Raw genomic sequence first — 19,887 nt, 5'->3', positions numbered from 1 at the left:
ACGTCTTCCATATGCCGCGTACAAAAATAGTTTAAATTATAAAAAATAAATGCAACCGACTCCCGATTGGCCTGAGAGTTATATTTTATTTCCTACCTGGATGTCATTGATCCACTCCATGGTTTATTCACACAGAAGGCGAACAAATAATAACCAATAATACGCAAGACTGGCCATAAACACAATTTAATTAAGGTTATTTTGCGACAAATAGCGCCAATAAGTTCTTAATAATTTTTCAAGATAACTTGTTTATCGGAGAAAAAACTTTGCGGGGTTAATCAATATTATTTACTTATTATTTCAGGAGAATTCAGTTCACTTAACGATAAGCAAACGATGGCGTTTTTCCATCCGTTTTTACTCTTTTTACCGTTTTTCCCGACAATAATTAAGGACGACATATGAAAAATTCCGGAAAAGTCTGGCTGGTTGGCGCAGGTCCTGGTGATATCACCTTACTGACCCTCAAAGCCCTGCAGTGCATTCAACAGGCTGATGTCATTATTTACGATCGGTTGGTCAACCCTAAAATACTCGACGGGTGCTCAGTGAACTGTACCTGTATCAATGTCGGCAAAAGTCCGGGCTATCATTGCGTTCCTCAGGAGGAGATCAATGCCCTGCTTATCCAGCATGCGCGGACGCATCGGAACATTGTCCGTCTGAAAGGCGGCGATCCTTACGTGTTTGGTCGTGGTGCCGAAGAGGTGGAGTGTCTGGTCGAGGAAGGTATTGCCTTCGAAGTGGTGCCGGGCATCAGTTCCGCCATTGGCGGGCTGGCCTGCGCCGGGATCCCGGTCACCCACCGCGACCTGGCGTCGGGTTTTCATGTCGTGACGGGACATACCCGCGAAGGCAATCAGCAGCAGGACTGGCGGCAGCTTGCGAAGCTCAACGGCACGCTGGTGATCGTTATGGGGATAGCGAATCTGCCGTTTATCTGTGAAGAGCTATTGATGGGAGGCAAATCACCAGACACGCCCGCCGCCATTGTCATGTCGGCCACCCGGGAAAATCAGCGGCGCTTAACCTGTACGCTCGGCACATTGCTCACCAGAGCGCAGGAAGCGAATATCGTGCCGCCGGCGCTGATTGTGGTCGGCGATGTTGTCCGTCTGAGCGACCGACTCTCTTTTATTCCAGAGGTGATGGAACGCGTCTACAGCGAGAGCTGTTCATGACGGAATGACTGCGGAGAAGTCTGGTGAGCCGCCCGGAATACCCGACAAAAGTAGCTGGTCTGCGCATACTGGAGTTTCCGGGCGATACTGTCGATAGAGTTCGTCGGATCGCACAGTAACTCGCTCGCCCGCTGCATTTTTTTCTGACTCACCCAGGTTTTAAAATTCACTCCCTGCCGTTTCTTAAAGAAGCGGCTAAAGTAATTGGCGCTTAAACAGACATGTGCCGCCACCGACTCCAGCGTCAGTTCCTCGTATAAGTGTTCATCGATATAACGCAGTGCGGCGACCAGTTTCTTTTCGTGACGCGAAAGCTCCATTGCCGACAACCGCAGGTCGCTCAACTGGACATCGGCATTGCTCAGCGTTGAACTCTGGACTGGATTGATATTATTAATAATAAAACTAAGCAGGTTTGCCGCCGCCACCAGATGATTATTTTCAACAATGGCAACCTGATTCCAGGCTGATTTAATTTTGGGATCAAAAACCCATTGCCGATCGTCATCAATGACAATCGTTTTATATTCTGGATACTTTGCGCGCACCTGACCACAAATAATAAATCCCAGCAGATGCCCTTGACGAATTAATGGCATCGAGAAAAAACTCAACCCTGCATGACAGCAGAGTATTCTGATTTTTTCTTCTTTCAGTCCTTCAAAAGCACAATATTTATCACATTTCTGACAACTTTTTTGATATCGCGGATCGGTGCGCAGTAATGAACAGAAAGAATTAAAATTATGACAGGCGGAAATTTCCCGACCATTAATGTCCACCACCACGGCGGCAAGCCCTGTCGCCTTAGAAAACACCTCGGCCAGTGAGTAAAAACTGTGTAAGACATCGTCCTGAATATGCTGAGGCACGTTACGCTCCGCCCGTGGTCTGGATAACGTTGCTAATATGCAAAATTTATTCAGGGGAAAGAATGACCCTGACCGCAAAAAATAATCTCATTTATTCAGGTGATTATGATCAAATTGCAAGAGCGGCGTCCCGTCTCCTCGAAACCTGTCCCGCAGCTGTTGTGACAACATTTCCCAAAGATTAACGAATCTTCACATCACTCTGTGAGCATTATTTCAATGTGAATTGAAATTTTATCTATTGTTTTCATAAAGTTATTAAATATTCATACAATTTTATGATGTGCTTATTTGTGAGAATCATCATGTGAATGTGAAACGTCCTCCTGAATAATAGGCTCAATTACCAGACAATCTGAACGGAGTGGATGTATGCCCGTCACGACAGGTGTTATCGCCGACGACTTTACTGGCGCAACGGATATAGCAAGTTTTATGGCTGAGCAAGGCTGGCGAGTCGCACTGCTGCCCGGTATGCCAGACGCCGCACAGCCGTGGAATGAAGAGGTCGACGCGATTGTCATCTCGCTTAAAAGCCGTTCTCTGGCGGCTGACCAGGCCGTCGATCAATCATTACGCTGCTGGCAATGGCTGCACAACACAGCCGGTGCGCAGCAGATTTACTTCAAATATTGTTCCACCTTTGATTCCACCCCTGCCGGTAATATCGGTCCGGTCAGCGATGCGCTGATGGAAGCCATGCACACGCCGTACATCATTCACTGTCCTGCCCTGCCGCAAAACGGACGGACGGTGATCCACGGCCATCTGTTTGTGAATGGCGTATTGCTGAACGAATCCGGCATGGAGAAACATCCGCTCAACCCGATGACCGACGCGAACCTGATTCGACTGCTCGCGGCGCAAACCCCCCGTACCGTCGGACGCATCGATCTCAGCACGATTCAAAGAGGTGTGGAAGCGGTCACTCACGCCCTGGACCGCTGTCAGTCTGAAGGTGTACGCCACGTGATCGTGGATACGTTCAGTGAAGCCGATCTGCAGACTCTCGCTCAGGCCTTGCGTCATACGCCGTTGCTGGCGGGCGGTTCCGGTCTGGGCGGCGCACTGGCCGCGTGTGCCACCCCGCAGCGTGGACAGGAGGCGGCACATCCTTTCCCGCAGCCTGCAAAAACGGTGGTCTTTTCCGGAAGCTGTTCCACCATGAGCAACCGCCAGGTGAACCGCTATAAAGCGCGGGCCGCGTCCCGTTTACTCGACGTGGCGCGCTGCCTGGCAGACGCAGAAGGTTACAGCGATGAGCTGTCGCTGTGGGCGATGGCGCATGTCGATGACGCGCTCGCCCCGCTGATTTACGCCACCCAGCCGCCGGAAGCGCTAAAACGCATTCAACAGGAGTATGGCGAGCAGCCTGCCAGCCGGGCGATTGAACATACCTTTGCCAGACTGACGGCCAAACTGCAGGCCGCAGGTGTGAACGGTTTTATCGTTGCGGGCGGCGAAACGTCCGGCACCGTAGTGGAAGCGTTGCAGGTATCGCGACTGGCGGTCGGTAAAGCCATCGCCCCCGGCGTCCCCTGGGTGTTTTCCGCCGAACCACCGTTAGCGCTGGCATTGAAGTCAGGCAACTTCGGTGATGAAGAGTTCTTTTTTACCGCGCAGGAGTACACATCATGAACCCGCTTACCGAACAGCAACTCCGCGAACAACTGGTGCATTATGGTCGCTCTCTGTTTATGCGCGGCTTCAGCAGCGGCGGCTCGGGCAACCTGAGCGTAAGGCTGCCGGACGGCGGCTATCTGGTCACACCGACCAACTCCTGCCTGGGAGAGCTGGACGCCGCCACGCTCAGTAAACTGGATGCCAACGGCGTTCACCTGAGTGGCGATAAGCCATCAAAAGAGGTGCCTATGCACCTGGCCTGGTATCGCCATCGTCCGGCCTGCGGCGCGGTGGTCCATCTGCACTCGCCATGGCTGACCGCCCTTTCCTGTCTGCCGTGCAGCACGCCGGAAAACTGTCTTCCGCCGTTAACGCCGTACTACGTGATGCGCGTCGGGCAGTTGCCGCTTCTGCCCTATTTCAAACCTGGTCATGAAGGCATTGCCAGCGCACTTAGCGAAATTGCAGCGGACCATACTGCGGCGCTCCTGGCCAATCATGGCCCGGTAGTCAGTGGTCGCTCACTTCGTGAGGCGGTGTTTAATGCCGAAGAGCTGGAAGACAGCGCCCGCATCTGGCTGACCTTAAAACCCCTCGGTTACGTGCCGCTCACGGCGGAAGCGGTGGCTGAACTCGAACAATCCCAGCGAGCATGAGGTGAAATGATGATCCCCGAACAACGACGTGATTTTATCTACCGCTACGTGCATGAAAAAAACGTCGCCTCGTTTAATGAGTTGGCGGATCTGATGAGCGTGTCACACATGACCGTGCGTCGCGATATTCAGTTGCTGGAAGAAGAAGGCAAAGTCATCTCGATTAATGGCGGGGTGAAACTCAACAATCTGCTGAAATCGGAGCTGCCGTGGCGGGAAAAGGCCGAACTGCATCATGAGGTGAAGCGGCGGATGGGACAGCTTGCCGCAATGCTGATCGAACCGGGGCAAACGCTGTATCTGGATGCCGGCACCTCACTGTTTGAAGTGGCGAAAGCGGTCGCCGCCAGCCACTGCTTCAACCTGACGGTGGTGACGAACGATTTTTCCATCAGCCACTACCTGATGGACATGCCGCACATCACGCTGTATCACACCGGAGGTCTGGTGGATCAGCGTAACCGTTCCTGCCTCGGGAAAAGCGCTGCCAGCTTTCTGCGCACGATTAACATCGACGTGGCGTTTCTCAGCTCGTCCTCGTGGGATACCGAACGCGGTATGTCGACCCCCAGCGAGGGCAAAGCCTCGGTGAAAGAGGCGGTGCTCACCGTCTCCCGCCGGCGGGTGTTGGTCTGCGACAGCAGTAAATTTGGCAAATACGGGATGTTCCACATCTGCTCGCTGGATCAACTGACCGACATTATTTCGGATAACCAGTTACCCGATGTGGCGCAGGACACCATTGCCAGCCAGGGCGTGAAACTGCATCTGGTTGATTGCCGGGAGGGAACGCACCATGCTGAAGTTAGCGGCTAACCTCGACTGGCTGTTTTGTGAACACCCCATTGCCGGACGCTTTCAGGCAGCTAAGGCGGCGGGTTTCCACGGCGTTGAAGGGCTGTTTCTCTGGCAGCATTCGCTGGGCGTTCTACTGGCAGCGCAGCAGGAAACTGGCCTGCCAGTAGCCTTGATGAACGCCCCGGCGGGTAACTGGCAGGCAGGTGAACGTGGGCTGGCATCCCTGCCTGAGCGTGATGAGGAATATCAGCGCAGTCTAATGATTGCCCGCGATTACGCCACGGCGTTAGGTTGTCGCAAGGTGCACGTCATGGCCGGACTGCGCGTGGACACGCTTTCCGCCAGCGCCCAGCGCGAACGATTGACTGACAGACTGCGTATCGCCTGTGACGTCATGGTCGAGGCCGGAATCGACGTACTGATTGAACCCTTAAATCCGCAAGATATGCCAGGTTATTTCGTCGACAGCTTTCCTCTGGCCGAAAGTCTGATTAACGAAGTGGACAGAAAAAATATCGGCTTACAGTTTGATATTTATCACTGCCAAAAAATACACGGTAATGTTGCGCATTTTATTGAACGCTATTTACCGATAATTAAACATTTTCAGATTGCTTCTGTGCCTGGTCGCCATGAGCCAGGAACGGGAGAATTAAACGAAGCATGGCTCTTTGATTTTATTAAGCAGACAGGTTATCAGGGCTGGATGGGTTGTGAATACAAACCGTCAACACCAGGGCCCGAATCGTTACGCTGGATGACACCGTACTTATAATTTTAATATCTCTGTACCGGAATACCGGAGGAACACATGTCGGATACTGTTATTATCTCGTTGGCACCCGTTGCCGCGGATTGCCCCAGAGTTATACCCGAAGAACTGGCGCAGGAAATATTGGCCAGCGTCGAACATGGTGCGGCAATAGTGCATTTACACGTTCGCGATAAGCAGGGGCGCCTGACGCCGGACACCACGGATTTTCAGGCGACAATCGATAACGTCATGCGCCATTCTGACCTGATTATTCAGGCCTCTACCGGCGGCGTCTCCGCTATGTCGATTGCCGAACGCTGCGCGCCGCTGGATTGTCCCGGCGTCGAAATGGCCTCGCTGAACGTCGGCTCCGTTAACCTCGGCGATGCCGTGTATTTTAATCCCGGACCGGACGTCGAATATTGTTCCCAACAAATTACCCAGCGTTCAATTATTCCTGAATTCGAAGTCTTTGAAATAGGGATGATTAATAACATTCTGGCGCTGGAAGAAAAAATTCAGTTCAGAAAACCCATGTTATTCAATATTGTGCTCGGCCATCGTGGAAGTTCCCCGGCGACGGTTGATGCGTTAATTGCCTTGCGGAGTATGATTCCACGTGACGCCTTGTGGGGAATTACGCATTTTGGCCGTAAGAACTTCGATATTATTGCAGCAGCGGTCGGAATGGGTGCCAGTGAAGTGAGGATTGGTTTTGAAGACAGCTATTATTTAAGCGCAGAAGAGAAAGCCCAGCATAATTATCAGCAGGTTGCCAAACTCGCCACGCTTATTCGCAGTATGGATAAAAAGGTCGCCACGCCGGATATTGCGCGGCAAATGTTAGCTATTCCACCACGACAGTAATAACGAGAGAAAGGACATTTCATCATGACTATCACGACCGTTATTCACAAAACCGGACTGGGCGTCTGCATCGCCGGTGGCGCACTGGCGGCAATTGGCGCGCTGATGCAGTCTCCTGCCCTCTGGCAGTCGGGGCTGGTGATGCTGACAGCAGGCTTCGCGGCAGGCGCGGGTTATTGGCCTGGTCTTCGCAGCTATCAGTTTACCCTGTGGATCATCGCCGGCTTTGTCGCCGCGATGACCTGGTCAACCGATCTGATCGTCTGGGGCGGATTCAACATCACGCATAAGTGGATCGTCTTCTTAGTGATCCAGGCGACCATGTTCAGTATGGGCACCAAACTCACGATTCAGGATTTTATCGACGTTGCCAAAATGCCATGGGCGGTGTTCATCGGCACCTTCTGTCATTTCGTCATCATGCCTTTGCTTGGTCTGAGCATCACGCTGCTCTTTGACTTCCCGCCGGAAGTGGCTGTGGGCATTCTGCTGATTGGTTCCTGCCCCAGCGGGCTCTCCTCCACCGTGATGGTGTATATCGCTAACGCCAACCTGGCGCTGGCGGTCTCTATCGCCGCCGTCTCGACGCTGGCGGCGACGGTGATGACGCCGCTGTGGGTGAATCTGCTGGCTGGATCGATGATCGACATCCAGCTCACCGCGATGGTGATGGACGTGGTGAAAATCGTGCTGATCCCAATTGGCGCGGCGATTTTACACGACTACCTGAAAACCTATGCCGGTGTGCAGGGGCGTCGTACCGTGCAAATTCTGGCCGGGATCAGCGCCGTCTGGCTGCTGTATATGATTGCCGGCGGTTGGGACTCGCTGTTTGGCAGCGCCAGCGCTGACGCACAAATGTACGCGGTCGTGCTGAACTTTGTGGCAGGCGGGATTATCTGGGCGCTGTTCTACAACTGGCTGTACAGCCGCGTGGACGGCGTTAAGAAAGTCATGCCGACCATCTCAATGATGGGCATCATTTTCTTTACCACCACCGCGGCGGCTGCCGGACGCGACAACCTGGTGCAGGTCGGTTTCCTGCTCTGCTTCGCCATGCTGATGCACAACCTCGGCGGCTTCCTGATTGGCTATCTGATGAGCCGCTGGATCTTCCGTATGGATGTCCAGTCTGCGCGGACGGTGGCCTTTGAAGTCGGTCTGCAAAACGGCGGTATGGCGTCGGGTCTTGCTGCCGCGATGGGCAAACTGGCAACCGTCGGTCTCGCCTCTGCGGTCATGACGCCGCTTGGCAACGTCAGCGGCTCGCTGCTGGCTAACTACTGGCGCAAAAAAGATGCCCGACAAGCACAGGCCCTGAGTCAAAACACACCTGCTCAGCCAATATCAGAACCTCTGTCAAAAGGATAACCAGCAATGATGACGTTAACTCTGGAACAGGCACGACGCGCGGTAGACTGTGCGCTCGATCTCGCCGATACCCGTTATACGCAACGTCCGCTCAGCGTAGCAGTGTGCGACGCCAACGGTGAATTACTGAGCTTTGCCCGTATGGATAACGCCAAACTGTTAACCATTGAACTGACACAGCGCAAAGCACGCACCAGCAGCCGTTTAGGCTGCACCACACAGGCGTTCCTACAACGCCTGCAAAAAGAGTCGCTGGATATCAGCTACTTTGCTGACCCACGTTTTACCGCGCTGCCCGGCGGTGTACCGATTCTTCACAACGGTAAATGCCTGGGGGCCGTCGCGGTCGGCGGACTGTCCGCGCAGGAAGATCACGATGCGGCCATGGCCGTTGCCGAAAGTTTGCTCAAGGAGATCGCAGAATGAAAAAGATCGCTATGCTTCACACCAGTTCCGCCACGCTCGCCATGATGCAGCAGCTGATCGGGGACATCATGCCAGAGGCGGACGTGATGCACCTGGTCGAAGAGTCGATGATCAAACAGGTGATGAAAGCCGGGGGCGTTACGCCGAACATTGCGGCACGCATTGCCGACTATGTTCACATTGCCGAAAAAGCAGACTGTGAGATTTTCATCACCGCCTGCTCGTCCATTGGCACAGCGGTAGAGCAGTGCCAGTTTATGACGCCGCTGCAACTTGCCCGTATCGACTGCGCGATGGTGGAAAACGCCATTAGCCTGGGTGAAAACATTGCCGTACTGGCCACCGTCGCCACCACGATGAAACCGACGCTGGAGTATGTGCAGCGCAAAGTACAGGCCAGCGGCAAGCCATGCTCGGTGACGCCGATATTGATGGAGGAGGCCTTCCACGCCCTGCTGGCGGGTGATATGGAGACCCACGACCGCATCGTCAGTGAAGGATTACACAGCGCCTATAAACAGGCCGATGTTGTGATGCTGGCACAGGCGTCGATGGCGCGCGTTCTGCAACAGCTTCCTTCTCCGCCCGTCCCGGTGATGACCTCACCAGAAAGCGGTATTCGCTGGCTGAAAACGCTGGCTGAAAGCGCGTGAGCGCCTGATGGCGATGCTGGCGCATCTTATCAGGCCTACACCCGTAGGCCGGATAAGCGACAGCGCCATCCGGCAAACCTGCAGGTAAAAAAAAGGCCATCATCAGATGGCCAACCATGTCGAAACTGGACCAGTCTTTGCCCCTTCATCACGGGTAAATGAAGGGGAGTAGACTGTTTTATTGCTTATTTGAGTCTTACTTAATCACGGCTTTCAGCGCTTCGCCGATATCGGCGAGGCTGCGAACGGTTTTCACGCCAGCAGCTTCCAGGGCAGCAAATTTCTCATCTGCTGTCCCTTTACCCCCAGCGATGATGGCCCCTGCGTGACCCATGCGCTTGCCTTTCGGCGCGGTCACACCGGCGATGTAGCCAACCACCGGTTTGGTGACGTGATCTTTAATGTAAGCAGCCGCTTCTTCTTCTGCGCTACCGCCGATCTCACCGATCATCACGATCGCTTCGGTCTGCGGATCTTCCTGGAACAGTTTCAGGATGTCGATAAAGTTAGAGCCCGGGATCGGGTCGCCGCCGATGCCCACACAGGTGGACTGGCCGAAACCGTAGTCGGTGGTCTGCTTAACCGCTTCATAGGTCAGCGTACCGGAGCGGGAGACGATACCCACTTTACCTGGCTTATGGATGTGACCCGGCATGATGCCGATTTTGCATTCGCCAGGGGTGATAACGCCCGGGCAGTTCGGCCCGATCATGCGTACGCCGGCTTCATCCAGTTTCACCTTCACGGTTAGCATATCCAGCGTCGGGATACCTTCGGTGATAGTGATGATGAGTTTGATACCTGCGTCGATCGCTTCCAGAATGGAGTCTTTGCAGAACGGTGCCGGAACGTAGATAACCGTTGCGGTTGCGCCCGTTGCTTCAACCGCTTCACGCACGGTGTTGAACACTGGCAGACCCAGGTGCGTGGTGCCGCCTTTACCTGGCGTTACGCCGCCAACCATCTGCGTACCGTAAGCAATCGCCTGTTCGGAGTGGAACGTCCCCTGGCTACCGGTAAAACCCTGACAGATAACCTTGGTGTTTTTATTGATTAAAACAGACATTATTTCCCCTCCACTGCGGCAACAACCTGCTGAGCTGCATCCGTCAGACTTTTCGCTGCAATAATATTCAGGCCGCTGTCAGCCAGTTTCTTCGCGCCGAGTTCGGCGTTGTTGCCTTCCAGACGAACCACGACCGGTACGTTAACACCCACTTCCGCTACCGCACCGATGATGCCGTCAGCGATCAGATCGCAGCGCACAATACCGCCGAAGATGTTAACCAGAACCGCTTTAACGTTGTCGTCAGAGAGGATAATTTTGAACGCTTCGGTCACACGCTCTTTGGTAGCGCCGCCGCCAACGTCAAGGAAGTTAGCCGGTTCGCCGCCGTGCAGTTTCACGATGTCCATGGTGCCCATCGCCAGACCCGCGCCGTTAACCATACAGCCGATGTTGCCATCCAGTGCGACGTAGTTCAGTTCCCACTGCGCAGCCTGCGCTTCACGCGGGTCTTCCTGAGACTGGTCGCGCATTTCACGCAGATCCGGCTGGCGGAACAGCGCGTTGCCGTCAGCGCCCAGTTTGCCGTCGAGGCAGATCAGATCGCCCTGCTTCGTGATAACCAGCGGGTTGATTTCGATCAGTGCCAGGTCGCGCTCAAGGAAAATCGTCGCCAGACCCATGAAGATTTTGGTGAATTGCTGAACCAGTTTGCCTTCCAGACCCAGTTTGAACGCCAGCTCGCGTCCCTGATACGGCATTGGGCCGGTCAGCGGATCGAGCGCAACTTTGTGGATCAGGTGCGGGGTTTCTTCCGCGACTTTTTCAATTTCTACGCCGCCTTCGGTGGAGGCCATGAAGACCACGCGACGGGAGCTACGGTCAACCACCGCGCCCAGGTACAGCTCTTTATCGATATCGGTCGCTGCTTCAACCAGAATCTGGTTTACCGGTTGACCGTTGGCGTCTGTTTGATAGGTCACCAGACGTTTGCCCAGCCAGTGTTCAGCAAAAGCGCGAATCTCTTCTTTGCTTTTGACCACTTTCACACCGCCCGCTTTACCACGGCCACCCGCGTGAACCTGACATTTTACTACCCACGGACCTGCACCGATTTTCGATGCCGCTTCTTCAGCTTCACGCGGAGTAGTACAGGCATAACCCACCGGCGCCGGTAAGCCATAGCGGGCAAAAAGTTGTTTTGCCTGGTATTCATGTAAGTTCATGTGTTCTGTCCATCCTTCAGGTAATCGTTATCTTTAAACCGTAGGCCTGATAAGACGCGGTAGCGTCGCCATCAGGCATCTCATCAATGCCTGATGGCGGCGTAAACGCCTTATCCGGCCTACGGGCAGGTGATACTCTTGTTTACTACACGTCCAGCAGCAGACGTGTCGGATCTTCCAGCAGTTCTTTAATCGCCACCAGGAAGCCCACGGATTCGCGACCATCGATCAGGCGGTGATCGTAGGACAGCGCCAGGTACATCATCGGCAGGATTTCCACCTTGCCATCTACCGCCATCGGACGATCTTTAATCGCGTGCATCCCGAGGATCGCGCTCTGCGGCGGGTTGATGATCGGCGTGGACATCAGGGAACCGAACACACCACCGTTGGTGATGGTGAAGTTACCGCCCGTCAGATCTTCTACCGTCAGCTTGCCGTCACGACCTTTGATTGCCAGCGTCTTGATGTTTTTCTCGATGTCAGCCATACCCAGCGTATCAACGTCACGCAGAACCGGGGTCACCAGGCCGCGCGGCGTAGAAACCGCCATGCTCACGTCGAAGTAGTTGTGATACACCACGTCGTCGCCATCGATAGAGGCGTTCACTTCCGGATAGCGTTTCAGCGCTTCCACCACGGCCTTCACGTAGAAGGACATGAAGCCCAGACGGATGCCGTGACGTTTTTCAAACGCTTCACCGTACTGCTTACGCAGATCCATAATCGGCTTCATGTTGACTTCGTTGAAGGTCGTCAGCATGGCGGTGGAGTTTTTCGCTTCCAGCAGACGCTCGGCAACGCGTTTGCGCAGACGGGTCATCGGTACGCGTTTTTCGCTGCGCGCACCCAGAACTGGCTGTGCAGCAGGCGCGGCTGATGCGGCTTTGGCCTCGGCTTTCGCAGGCGCTTTTGCCAGGTGCTTATCCACATCTTCACGGGTGATGCGACCACCTACACCGGTGCCTTTGATAGCACTGGCGTCGAGGTTGTGCTCAGCCAGCAGGCGACGGATCGCCGGGCTCAGCGCATCGTTGTTTTGTTCTTCCAGAGAGGCCTGCTGACGCTGCGCCGGGGTGGACGCTTTTTCTTCAGACTTCGCGCTGGTTTCTTTACCGGCGCTGTTGCCTTCACGCAGGCGACCCAGGATCTGGCGCGAAGTCACGGTCGTGCCTTCGTCTTCCAGAACCGCATCCAGAATGCCGTCCGCTGATGCCGGTACTTCCAGTACCACTTTGTCAGTTTCGATTTCTACCAGCACTTCGTCACGAACCACTGCATCACCCGGTTTTTTGTGCCAGGTGGCAACAGTCGCGTCCGCTACGGACTCAGGCAGGTCGGGAACAAGAATATCTACGCTACTCATTATTTATCCTTTAATTAATCGACGTTCAGCGCGTCATTAACCAGATCTTGTTGCTGTTTCTGGTGAACGGACATATACCCTACCGCCGGAGAGGCGGAGGCCGGGCGACCTGCATAACGCAGAGCGGACCCAAATGGAATTACTTCACGGAAATGATGCTGGCTGCAGTACCATGCGCCCTGGTTGAGCGGCTCTTCCTGGCACCAGACAAAATCATGTACGTGAGCGTACTGTTTTAATACTTCCTGCATCGCCTGATGCGGGAAAGGATAGAGTTGTTCGATGCGCACAATAGCGACATCTTTCTGGTTGTTCTTGCGACGCTGTTCCAGCAGGTCGTAATAAACCTTACCAGAACACATCACCACGCGCTTCACGCCTTTCGGATCGAGGTCATCAACTTCGCCGATGGCCGGCATGAAGGTGCCGTTAGCCAGTTCATCCAGACTGGAGACGGCCAGCGGATGGCGCAGCAGCGATTTCGGCGACATGACCACCAGCGGACGACGCATTCCGCGCAGCGCCTGACGACGCAGCATGTGATACACCTGTGCCGGGGTAGACGGTACGCACACCTGCATGTTTTGCTCGGCGCAAAGCTGCAGATAACGTTCCAGACGCGCGGAGGAGTGCTCCGGGCCCTGCCCTTCGTAACCGTGCGGCAGCAGCATCACCAGGCCACACATCCGGCCCCATTTCTGCTCGCCGGAGGAGATGAACTGGTCGATAACCACTTGTGCACCGTTGGCGAAGTCACCGAACTGCGCTTCCCAGATGGTCAGGGTACGCGGTTCCGCCGTGGCATAGCCGTATTCGAATGCCAGTACCGCTTCTTCAGACAGCACGGAGTCCCAGACGCGGAAGGAACCCTGTCCGTTATGCACATGCTGCAGCGGGGTATAGGTTGAACCGTTCGCCTGGTTGTGAATAACCGCGTGACGGTGGAAGAAGGTGCCGCGACCAGAGTCCTCACCGGACAGACGAACCGGAATACCTTCGTCAACCAGCGTGGCGTAGGCCAGATTCTCGGCGCCGCCCCAGTCGAACAGCTTCTCACCGGCGGCCATCGCCTGACGATCGCCGTAAATCTTCGCGACGCGTGACTGCATTTCCACCGCTTCCGGCACCGTACTGATGCGTTTCGCCAGTTCCTGCAGACGCTTCATCTCCACCTGGCTTGGGTAGTTTTCATCCCACTCGTGGTTGAGGTATGGCGACCAGGTAAAGGAGTGCATGTTCATCGGACGCCACTCTTTCACCACGCATTCGCCCGCGTCCAGCGCGTCGCGATACAGGTTGACCATTTCAGTGGCATCTTCCAGCGTCGCGACCTTATCCGCTTCCAGCTTGTCAGCGTAGATTTTGCGCGGGGTCGGATGCTTTTTGATTTTCTGATACATCAGCGGCTGGGTTGCGCTCGGCTCGTCGGCTTCGTTGTGGCCGTGACGGCGGTAGCACACCAGATCGATGAAGACGTCGCGTTTGAAGGTGTTACGGAAGTCCAGCGCCAGACGCGTCACGAACGCGACCGCTTCCGGATCGTCCGCGTTCACGTGGAAGATAGGTGCCTGTACCATTTTACCAATGTCGGTGCAGTACGGGGTGGAGCGGGCATCCAGCGGGTTAGAGGTGGTGAAGCCCACCTGATTGTTGATGACGATGCGAACGGTACCGCCCACTTCGTAACCCCGCGCTTTCGACATGTTCAGGGTTTCCTGAACCACGCCCTGCCCGGTGACCGCGGCGTCCCCGTGAATGGTGATCGGCAGGACTTTGTTGCTGCTGGGTTCGTCCAGTCGGTCCAGACGCGCACGCACGGAACCAATCACCACCGGGCTGACGATTTCCAGGTGTGACGGGTTAAACGCCAGCGCCAGGTGAACCAGACCGCCTTCGGTTTCGATATCTGACGAGAAGCCCATGTGGTACTTCACGTCACCGGTGCCGAGATGTTCTTTATGTTTGCCCGCAAATTCGTCGAACAGGTCCTGCGGTTTTTTACCCAACACGTTGACCAGTACGTTCAGACGACCACGGTGCGCCATCCCCAGCACCACTTCACGGGTGCCGCTGTTACCTGCATGGCGGATCATCTCTTTGAGCATTGGAATTAACGCATCGCCGCCTTCCAGCGAGAAGCGTTTCGCCCCCGGGAATTTCGCGCCCAGGTAACGTTCCAGACCTTCTGCTGCGGTCAGTTCGCTCAGGAAGCGTTTTTTCTCTTCACCGCTGAATGCGGCGCGACCGGATTCGATCCGCTGTTGCAGCCAGCGTTTCTCTTCGGTGCTGGTGATGTGCATGTACTCAGCGCCAATCGGGCCGCAGTACGTTTGTTTGAGCGCAGAAATCAACTCACCCAGCTTCATCGTCTCTTTGCCGCCGGCAAAAGAACCTACGTTAAAGCTTTCCTGGAAATCGGCCTCTGTCAGATCGTGGAAGGAGGGATCCAGATCGGCCACAGTTTCTTGCTGCCACAGTCCCAGCGGATCGAGATTCGCATGCTGGTGACCACGGAAGCGATAAGCGTTAATGAGCTGCAGGACTTTTACCTGCTTCACATTGGTGTCAGGGTCGGAAATTGAAGAAGAGTAACGTGAGGCATCCTTCGCCAGACGACGGAAATAATCACGTGTTTTGGAATGGAATTGATCCGGTTTGACTCCGGTGCCAGGTAACTGCTGGAACGTCGAACGCCAGTTAGCGTCTACCGAGTCAGGATCGGTTAAGAAGTCTTCATAGAGCTGTTCTATCCAGCTCTGGTTTGCGCCAGAGAGGTAAGAAGAGTCCAACCAGGCTTTCAAAGCGCTGTTCTGCATCGTGATCCCTTAAGCATTTATATGCTTACTTCGCCGTGGATACTACCACGCATACGCCGTATGCGTGCCGGGGTTCACTTGTTACGGACTGTCGTGTGATCTGCGTCCGCTAAGGAACCTTTAAAAACTGTCTAATAATCGTCGTTGTTCAGGCTGCGACTGCGTTGCAACCGTCTCTCACGCGGGTTACATAGTGAACTATGCTCCCGGCGATTCGTTCCGTTCGCGCCTTGTCTCGCGCTGAACATCTCGATTATTGCTATCAATGTGGCAGTTTTTAGAGGTTTCCTGCACTCATTTGCCGGATGGCGACCCCGTAGGCCTGATAAGCGAAGCGCCATCAGGCAAAATGTGCCGGATGGCGACGTAAACGTCTTATCCGGCCTACAGGATTGCCACCGCGGGCAATGTCTACTTACGCACTACGTTGCAACAGCATCGACTTAATATGGCCGATGGCGCGCGTCGGGTTCAGTCCCTTAGGACATACACTGACGCAGTTCATGATGCTGTGACAGCGGAATACGCTGAATGCATCACTTAACCCTTCCAGACGGCTGTCGGTTTCAGTATCACGGCTGTCGATCAGGAAGCGATACGCAGCTAACAGACCTGCCGGGCCGATAAACTTATCCGGATTCCACCAGAAGGATGGGCAAGATGTTGAGCAGCATGCGCACAGAATACATTCATACAGCCCATCAAGTTTTTCACGCTGCTCAGGCATCTGTAAATGCTCGCGAGCTGGCGGATTTTGCCCATTATTCAATAAGTAAGGCTTAATCTTCTCATATTGTGCATAGAATTGCCCCATGTCTACTACCAAATCGCGGACCACCGGCAATCCGGGCAGCGGACGGATAACAATTTTCTTACCAGGCTGAACCAGCGCTGACACTGGCGTAATGCAAGCCAGACCGTTCTTCCCGTTCATGTTCACGCCGTCTGAACCGCACACGCCTTCACGGCAGGAGCGGCGGAAAGAGAGCGTGGGGTCTTTCTCTTTGAGCTGCATCAACGCGTCCAGCAGCATCATGTCGCGCCCTTCTTCGCCTTCCAGGGTGTAATCCTGCATGCGCGGAGCGTCATCAACATCCGGGTTATAGCGATAAATTGAAAACTCGAGTTTCATTGTCCTGTCTCCGCATTAGTAAGTACGAATCTTCGGCGGGAATGCCGGGCGCAGTTTCGGTTCCATGTTGACTTCACGTCGGGTCATGGATTCCGTCTCTGGCAGATACAGGGAATGGCACAGCCAGTTTGCATCATCACGCTCCGGGAAGTCGAAGCGGCTATGCGCGCCACGGCTTTCGGTACGGAAGTTGGCGGACACGGCGGTCGCGTAAGCCGTTTCCATCAGGTTATCCAGCTCCAGACACTCTACGCGCTGGGTGTTAAATTCGCTGGAGGTGTCGTCCAGACGGGCATTTTTCAAACGCTCGCGGATAGCTTTCAACTCTTCCAGCCCTTTCGCCATCGCATCGCCTTCACGGAAGACCGAGAAGTTATGCTGCATACATTCTTGCAGCGCTTTGCGAATCGCCACCGGATCTTCACCATCACGGTTGTTGTTCCAGCGGTTCAGACGCGCCAGGGAAGCATCGATTTCGTCTTCTGTGGCGTCGCGCAGTTCGCCCTGCTCGGCGATAGATTCCTGCAGATGCAGACCTGCCGCACGACCAAACACCACCAGATCCAGCAGCGAGTTACCGCCCAGACGGTTAGCGCCGTGTACCGATACGCAGGCGATTTCACCCACCGCGAACAGACCCGGGATCACCACGTCTTCGCCCTGCTCGTTCACCGTCAGCGCCTGGCCGGTCACTTTGGTCGGAATACCGCCCATCATATAGTGACAGGTTGGGATAACCGGAATCGGCTCTTTCACCGGGTCAACGTGCGCAAAGGTACGGGACAGTTCCAGGATACCCGGCAGACGGGATTCAAGAACGTCTTTACCCAGATGGTCGAGTTTCAGTTTAGCATGCGGGCCCCACGGGCCGTCGCAGCCGCGACCTTCACGGATTTCGATCATGATGGAACGCGCCACCACGTCACGACCCGCAAGGTCTTTCGCATTCGGGGCATAACGCTCCATAAAGCGCTCGCCGTGTTTGTTCAGCAGATAACCGCCCTCGCCGCGACAGCCTTCTGTCACCAGAACGCCCGCGCCGGCGATGCCGGTGGGGTGGAACTGCCACATTTCCATATCCTGCACCGGCACGCCCGCGCGGATAGCCATACCTACGCCGTCGCCGGTGTTAATGTGGGCGTTAGTGGTGGACTGATAGATACGGCCTGCGCCGCCGGTTGCCAGCACCGTTGCGCGGGCTTTGAAGTAGACCACTTCACCGGTTTCGATGCACAGTGCGGTACACCCGACCACCGCGCCATCGGCGTTTTTCACCAGATCCAGCGCATACCACTCGGAGAAAATCGTGGTGTGGTTTTTCAGGTTCTGCTGATACAGCGTATGCAGCAGCGCGTGACCGGTACGGTCAGCCGCCGCCGCGGTACGTGCCGCCTGCTCGCCGCCGAAGTTTTTCGACTGGCCGCCAAACGGACGCTGGTAAATTTTGCCATCGTCAAGACGGGAGAACGGCAGACCCATGTGTTCCAGTTCCAGAATCGCTTCCGGGCCGGTTTTACACATATATTCGATCGCGTCCTGGTCACCGATGTAGTCCGACCCTTTAACGGTGTCGTACATGTGCCATTCCCAGTTATCTTCATGGGTATTACCGAGCGCAACGGTGATGCCACCCTGCGCAGAAACGGTATGGGAACGGGTCGGGAACACTTTGGACAGCAGCGCACAGGTCTGGCCGCTTTGGGAAATTTGCAGCGCTGCGCGCATACCTGCGCCGCCTGCACCAATGACTACAGCATCAAATTCTCTGACTGGCAGTTTCATTACACACCCCACACCACAACGAATCCATAAATCACGTAAACCACCAGTGCAACGACGATAGCCAGCTGCAGCGGCAAACGAATTGCCAGTGGTTTAACGTAGTCGGTCAACACCTGCCACATGCCGATCCAGGCATGAATCAAGATGGAAAAAAGTGCCAGCAGGGTGAAGACTTTGGTGAAAGCCGATGAGAAGAAACCGGTCCAGACTTCCCAGGTGAGTGAGCCGCTTGTAGCGAAGAAACCCACCATATAGATGATGTATAGCGTCAGAACGATAGCGGTAGCACGGACCAGGATGAAGTCATGTACGCCATTGCGTCCTAGTGCGGAGGCGTTGCTTACCATACGAGGACTCCTGCGAGAAGTGAAAGCACGACAGTGATAACAAAAGAGATTTTGGCAGAGCGTTTACCCGCTTCGAATGTTTCTTCCAGATAACCAAAATCCATCATCATATGACGCACGCCGACCACGACGTGATACGCCAGCGCGGTGAGGATGCCCCACATAATAAATTTAACAAAAAAGCTACCCATGATGGCGGATGCCTGTTGGAATCCTTCAGGGGAAGAGAGGCTGGTGCCCAGTAACCACAACAGGATCCCGACCGCCACAAAGGTGATCACTCCGGAAACGCGATGGAGAATGGACGCTATCGCCGTGATTGGGAACCGGATCGTTTGTAGATCCAGATTGACAGGTCTTTGTTTTTTCACATTTCTTATCATGAATAACGCCCACATGCTGTTCTTATTATTCCCTTTGGACTTCGGGTACAGAGAGTGAATCTCCTGTAGCCTGAAAGACGACGGGATTTCCTTCCTCCGGTCTGCGTGCGGGTCAGACAGCGTCCTTTCTATAACTGCGCGTCATGTAAAACACTGCTTCCAGATGCTAAAACGACACGTTACAACGCTGGGTGGCTCGGGATTGCAGGGGTTTCCGGAGACCTGGCGGCAGTATAGGACGTTCACAAAATCATTACAATTAACCTACATATAGTTTGTCGGGTTTTATCCCGAACAGTGACACAGGTCACGATAACAACATTTATTTAATTTTTAATCATCTGATTTGACAATCATTAAACAAAGTTGTTACAAACAACACCAGAAAAAGCATATAATGCGTAAAAGTTATGGGGTCACTCTTTAACCTGCAAATAAGTTATGCAACAGTAGGAAGATATTGACCGATCCCTTCAGTACAGTTAATAGTGATAGACAGGTTGAATAATTCGGATTGCTAAGTTGTTGATTTGTTGCTAATTCACCATGAGTTAACTGATTTACCTGCAAGCGCCCATTGCTCTGTACCCTGGTTTTCTCCTCTATCCAGAGCGGCGAGCCGAAT

The 19,887-nt window shown here is 54.4% G+C and carries 19 protein-coding genes; 10 read left to right on the top strand and 9 right to left on the bottom strand.

Annotation, left to right across the window (positions count from 1 at the left end):
* The first annotated feature begins 404 nt into the window (after positions 1-404).
* Positions 405-1,184: a uroporphyrinogen-III C-methyltransferase gene (gene cobA, locus ACERJC_RS02340; RefSeq protein ID WP_373670924.1), complete on the top strand. Its 780-nt coding sequence runs from the start codon at positions 405-407 to the stop codon at positions 1,182-1,184.
* On the opposite strand, the gene ACERJC_RS02335 is transcribed toward cobA, so the two are convergent.
* Complete coding sequence (locus ACERJC_RS02335; protein WP_152405424.1) at positions 1,163-2,056, bottom strand: PocR ligand-binding domain-containing protein; 894 nt, start codon at positions 2,054-2,056, stop codon at positions 1,163-1,165. The genes cobA and ACERJC_RS02335 overlap by 22 nt on opposite strands.
* A 62-nt stretch (positions 2,057-2,118) precedes the next feature.
* On the opposite strand from ACERJC_RS02335, the gene ACERJC_RS02330 reads away from it, so the two are divergent.
* From ACERJC_RS02330 to ACERJC_RS02290, 9 genes are all read left to right on the top strand, one after another.
* On the top strand, positions 2,119-2,241 hold the full coding sequence (locus ACERJC_RS02330; RefSeq protein ID WP_373670923.1) for a hypothetical protein: 123 nt from the start codon (positions 2,119-2,121) through the stop codon (positions 2,239-2,241).
* 187 nt (positions 2,242-2,428) lie between these two features.
* On the top strand, positions 2,429-3,694 hold the full coding sequence (otnK, locus tag ACERJC_RS02325; RefSeq protein WP_371895789.1) for a 3-oxo-tetronate kinase: 1,266 nt from the start codon (positions 2,429-2,431) through the stop codon (positions 3,692-3,694).
* Positions 3,691-4,335 (top strand): 3-oxo-tetronate 4-phosphate decarboxylase, encoded by a 645-nt coding sequence (otnC, locus tag ACERJC_RS02320; RefSeq protein WP_284554212.1) that lies wholly within the window; start codon positions 3,691-3,693, stop codon positions 4,333-4,335. Before otnK ends, otnC begins: the two co-directional genes overlap by 4 nt.
* 6 nt (positions 4,336-4,341) lie before the next feature.
* Positions 4,342-5,151, top strand: coding sequence for a DeoR/GlpR family DNA-binding transcription regulator (locus tag ACERJC_RS02315; protein ID WP_174349147.1), 810 nt, complete (start codon positions 4,342-4,344; stop codon positions 5,149-5,151).
* Positions 5,132-5,908: a hydroxypyruvate isomerase family protein gene (locus ACERJC_RS02310; protein WP_373670921.1), complete on the top strand. Its 777-nt coding sequence runs from the start codon at positions 5,132-5,134 to the stop codon at positions 5,906-5,908. The genes ACERJC_RS02315 and ACERJC_RS02310 overlap by 20 nt, the downstream gene beginning before the upstream one ends.
* 36 nt (positions 5,909-5,944) lie before the next feature.
* Entirely contained in the window at positions 5,945-6,754 is an 810-nt protein-coding gene (locus tag ACERJC_RS02305; protein ID WP_371895787.1) for a beta-keto acid cleavage family enzyme, read from the top strand.
* A gap of 24 nt (positions 6,755-6,778) precedes the next feature.
* Positions 6,779-8,125, top strand: coding sequence for a bile acid:sodium symporter family protein (locus tag ACERJC_RS02300; RefSeq protein WP_373670920.1), 1,347 nt, complete (start codon positions 6,779-6,781; stop codon positions 8,123-8,125).
* A 6-nt stretch (positions 8,126-8,131) separates the two neighbouring features.
* Entirely contained in the window at positions 8,132-8,551 is a 420-nt protein-coding gene (locus ACERJC_RS02295; RefSeq protein ID WP_178823495.1) for a GlcG/HbpS family heme-binding protein, read from the top strand.
* A complete protein-coding gene (locus tag ACERJC_RS02290; RefSeq protein ID WP_373670919.1) occupies positions 8,548-9,204 on the top strand; it encodes an aspartate/glutamate racemase family protein in 657 nt (218 codons plus the stop codon). The genes ACERJC_RS02295 and ACERJC_RS02290 overlap by 4 nt, the downstream gene beginning before the upstream one ends.
* 196 nt (positions 9,205-9,400) lie before the next feature.
* On the opposite strand, the gene sucD is transcribed toward ACERJC_RS02290, so the two are convergent.
* The 8 genes from sucD to sdhC all read right to left on the bottom strand — a co-directional run bounded on the left by sucD (position 9,401) and on the right by sdhC (position 19,277).
* A complete protein-coding gene (gene sucD / locus ACERJC_RS02285) occupies positions 9,401-10,270 on the bottom strand; it encodes a succinate--CoA ligase subunit alpha (RefSeq protein ID WP_152405446.1) in 870 nt (289 codons plus the stop codon).
* The gene (gene sucC, locus ACERJC_RS02280) at positions 10,270-11,436 is read right to left on the bottom strand and encodes an ADP-forming succinate--CoA ligase subunit beta (protein WP_042320639.1); all 1,167 of its coding nucleotides are present in this window, start codon (positions 11,434-11,436) and stop codon (positions 10,270-10,272) included. The genes sucD and sucC overlap by 1 nt, the downstream gene beginning before the upstream one ends.
* A 145-nt stretch (positions 11,437-11,581) precedes the next feature.
* On the bottom strand, positions 11,582-12,802 hold the full coding sequence (gene odhB, locus ACERJC_RS02275) for a 2-oxoglutarate dehydrogenase complex dihydrolipoyllysine-residue succinyltransferase (RefSeq protein ID WP_178825194.1): 1,221 nt from the start codon (positions 12,800-12,802) through the stop codon (positions 11,582-11,584).
* Positions 12,803-12,816: 14 nt separating this feature from the next.
* Positions 12,817-15,618 (bottom strand): 2-oxoglutarate dehydrogenase E1 component, encoded by a 2,802-nt coding sequence (gene sucA, locus ACERJC_RS02270; protein WP_152405448.1) that lies wholly within the window; start codon positions 15,616-15,618, stop codon positions 12,817-12,819.
* Between the two features lie 415 nt (positions 15,619-16,033).
* On the bottom strand, positions 16,034-16,750 hold the full coding sequence (gene sdhB / locus ACERJC_RS02265; protein ID WP_286632703.1) for a succinate dehydrogenase iron-sulfur subunit SdhB: 717 nt from the start codon (positions 16,748-16,750) through the stop codon (positions 16,034-16,036).
* 15 nt (positions 16,751-16,765) lie between these two features.
* A complete protein-coding gene (gene sdhA, locus ACERJC_RS02260) occupies positions 16,766-18,532 on the bottom strand; it encodes a succinate dehydrogenase flavoprotein subunit (protein WP_152405450.1) in 1,767 nt (588 codons plus the stop codon).
* Positions 18,532-18,879: a succinate dehydrogenase membrane anchor subunit gene (gene sdhD, locus ACERJC_RS02255; protein WP_046477550.1), complete on the bottom strand. Its 348-nt coding sequence runs from the start codon at positions 18,877-18,879 to the stop codon at positions 18,532-18,534. Before sdhD ends, sdhA begins: the two co-directional genes overlap by 1 nt.
* Complete coding sequence (gene sdhC / locus ACERJC_RS02250) at positions 18,873-19,277, bottom strand: succinate dehydrogenase cytochrome b556 subunit (RefSeq protein ID WP_043001371.1); 405 nt, start codon at positions 19,275-19,277, stop codon at positions 18,873-18,875. Before sdhC ends, sdhD begins: the two co-directional genes overlap by 7 nt.
* Positions 19,278-19,887: the final 610 nt, after the last annotated feature.

Source organism: Citrobacter telavivensis (genome assembly GCF_041807075.1).
In the GTDB taxonomy this organism is placed as follows: Bacteria; Pseudomonadota; Gammaproteobacteria; order Enterobacterales; family Enterobacteriaceae; genus Citrobacter_A; species Citrobacter_A telavivensis.
Note: the sequence above shows the minus strand (reverse complement) of the source record. Positions and strands in the feature narration are given on the sequence as shown.

Coding starts and splice junctions, on each gene's coding strand:
- cobA (WP_373670924.1), top strand. CDS start 405: ATGAAAAATTCCGGAAAAGTCTGGCTGGTTGGCGCAGGTCCTGGTGAT.
- ACERJC_RS02330 (WP_373670923.1), top strand. CDS start 2,119: ATGACCCTGACCGCAAAAAATAATCTCATTTATTCAGGTGATTATGAT.
- otnK (WP_371895789.1), top strand. CDS start 2,429: ATGCCCGTCACGACAGGTGTTATCGCCGACGACTTTACTGGCGCAACG.
- otnC (WP_284554212.1), top strand. CDS start 3,691: ATGAACCCGCTTACCGAACAGCAACTCCGCGAACAACTGGTGCATTAT.
- ACERJC_RS02315 (WP_174349147.1), top strand. CDS start 4,342: ATGATGATCCCCGAACAACGACGTGATTTTATCTACCGCTACGTGCAT.
- ACERJC_RS02310 (WP_373670921.1), top strand. CDS start 5,132: ATGCTGAAGTTAGCGGCTAACCTCGACTGGCTGTTTTGTGAACACCCC.
- ACERJC_RS02305 (WP_371895787.1), top strand. CDS start 5,945: ATGTCGGATACTGTTATTATCTCGTTGGCACCCGTTGCCGCGGATTGC.
- ACERJC_RS02300 (WP_373670920.1), top strand. CDS start 6,779: ATGACTATCACGACCGTTATTCACAAAACCGGACTGGGCGTCTGCATC.
- ACERJC_RS02295 (WP_178823495.1), top strand. CDS start 8,132: ATGATGACGTTAACTCTGGAACAGGCACGACGCGCGGTAGACTGTGCG.
- ACERJC_RS02290 (WP_373670919.1), top strand. CDS start 8,548: ATGAAAAAGATCGCTATGCTTCACACCAGTTCCGCCACGCTCGCCATG.
- sucD (WP_152405446.1), bottom strand. CDS start 10,270: ATGTCTGTTTTAATCAATAAAAACACCAAGGTTATCTGTCAGGGTTTT.
- sucC (WP_042320639.1), bottom strand. CDS start 11,436: ATGAACTTACATGAATACCAGGCAAAACAACTTTTTGCCCGCTATGGC.
- odhB (WP_178825194.1), bottom strand. CDS start 12,802: ATGAGTAGCGTAGATATTCTTGTTCCCGACCTGCCTGAGTCCGTAGCG.
- sucA (WP_152405448.1), bottom strand. CDS start 15,618: ATGCAGAACAGCGCTTTGAAAGCCTGGTTGGACTCTTCTTACCTCTCT.
- sdhB (WP_286632703.1), bottom strand. CDS start 16,750: ATGAAACTCGAGTTTTCAATTTATCGCTATAACCCGGATGTTGATGAC.
- sdhA (WP_152405450.1), bottom strand. CDS start 18,532: ATGAAACTGCCAGTCAGAGAATTTGATGCTGTAGTCATTGGTGCAGGC.
- sdhD (WP_046477550.1), bottom strand. CDS start 18,879: ATGGTAAGCAACGCCTCCGCACTAGGACGCAATGGCGTACATGACTTC.
- sdhC (WP_043001371.1), bottom strand. CDS start 19,277: ATGTGGGCGTTATTCATGATAAGAAATGTGAAAAAACAAAGACCTGTC.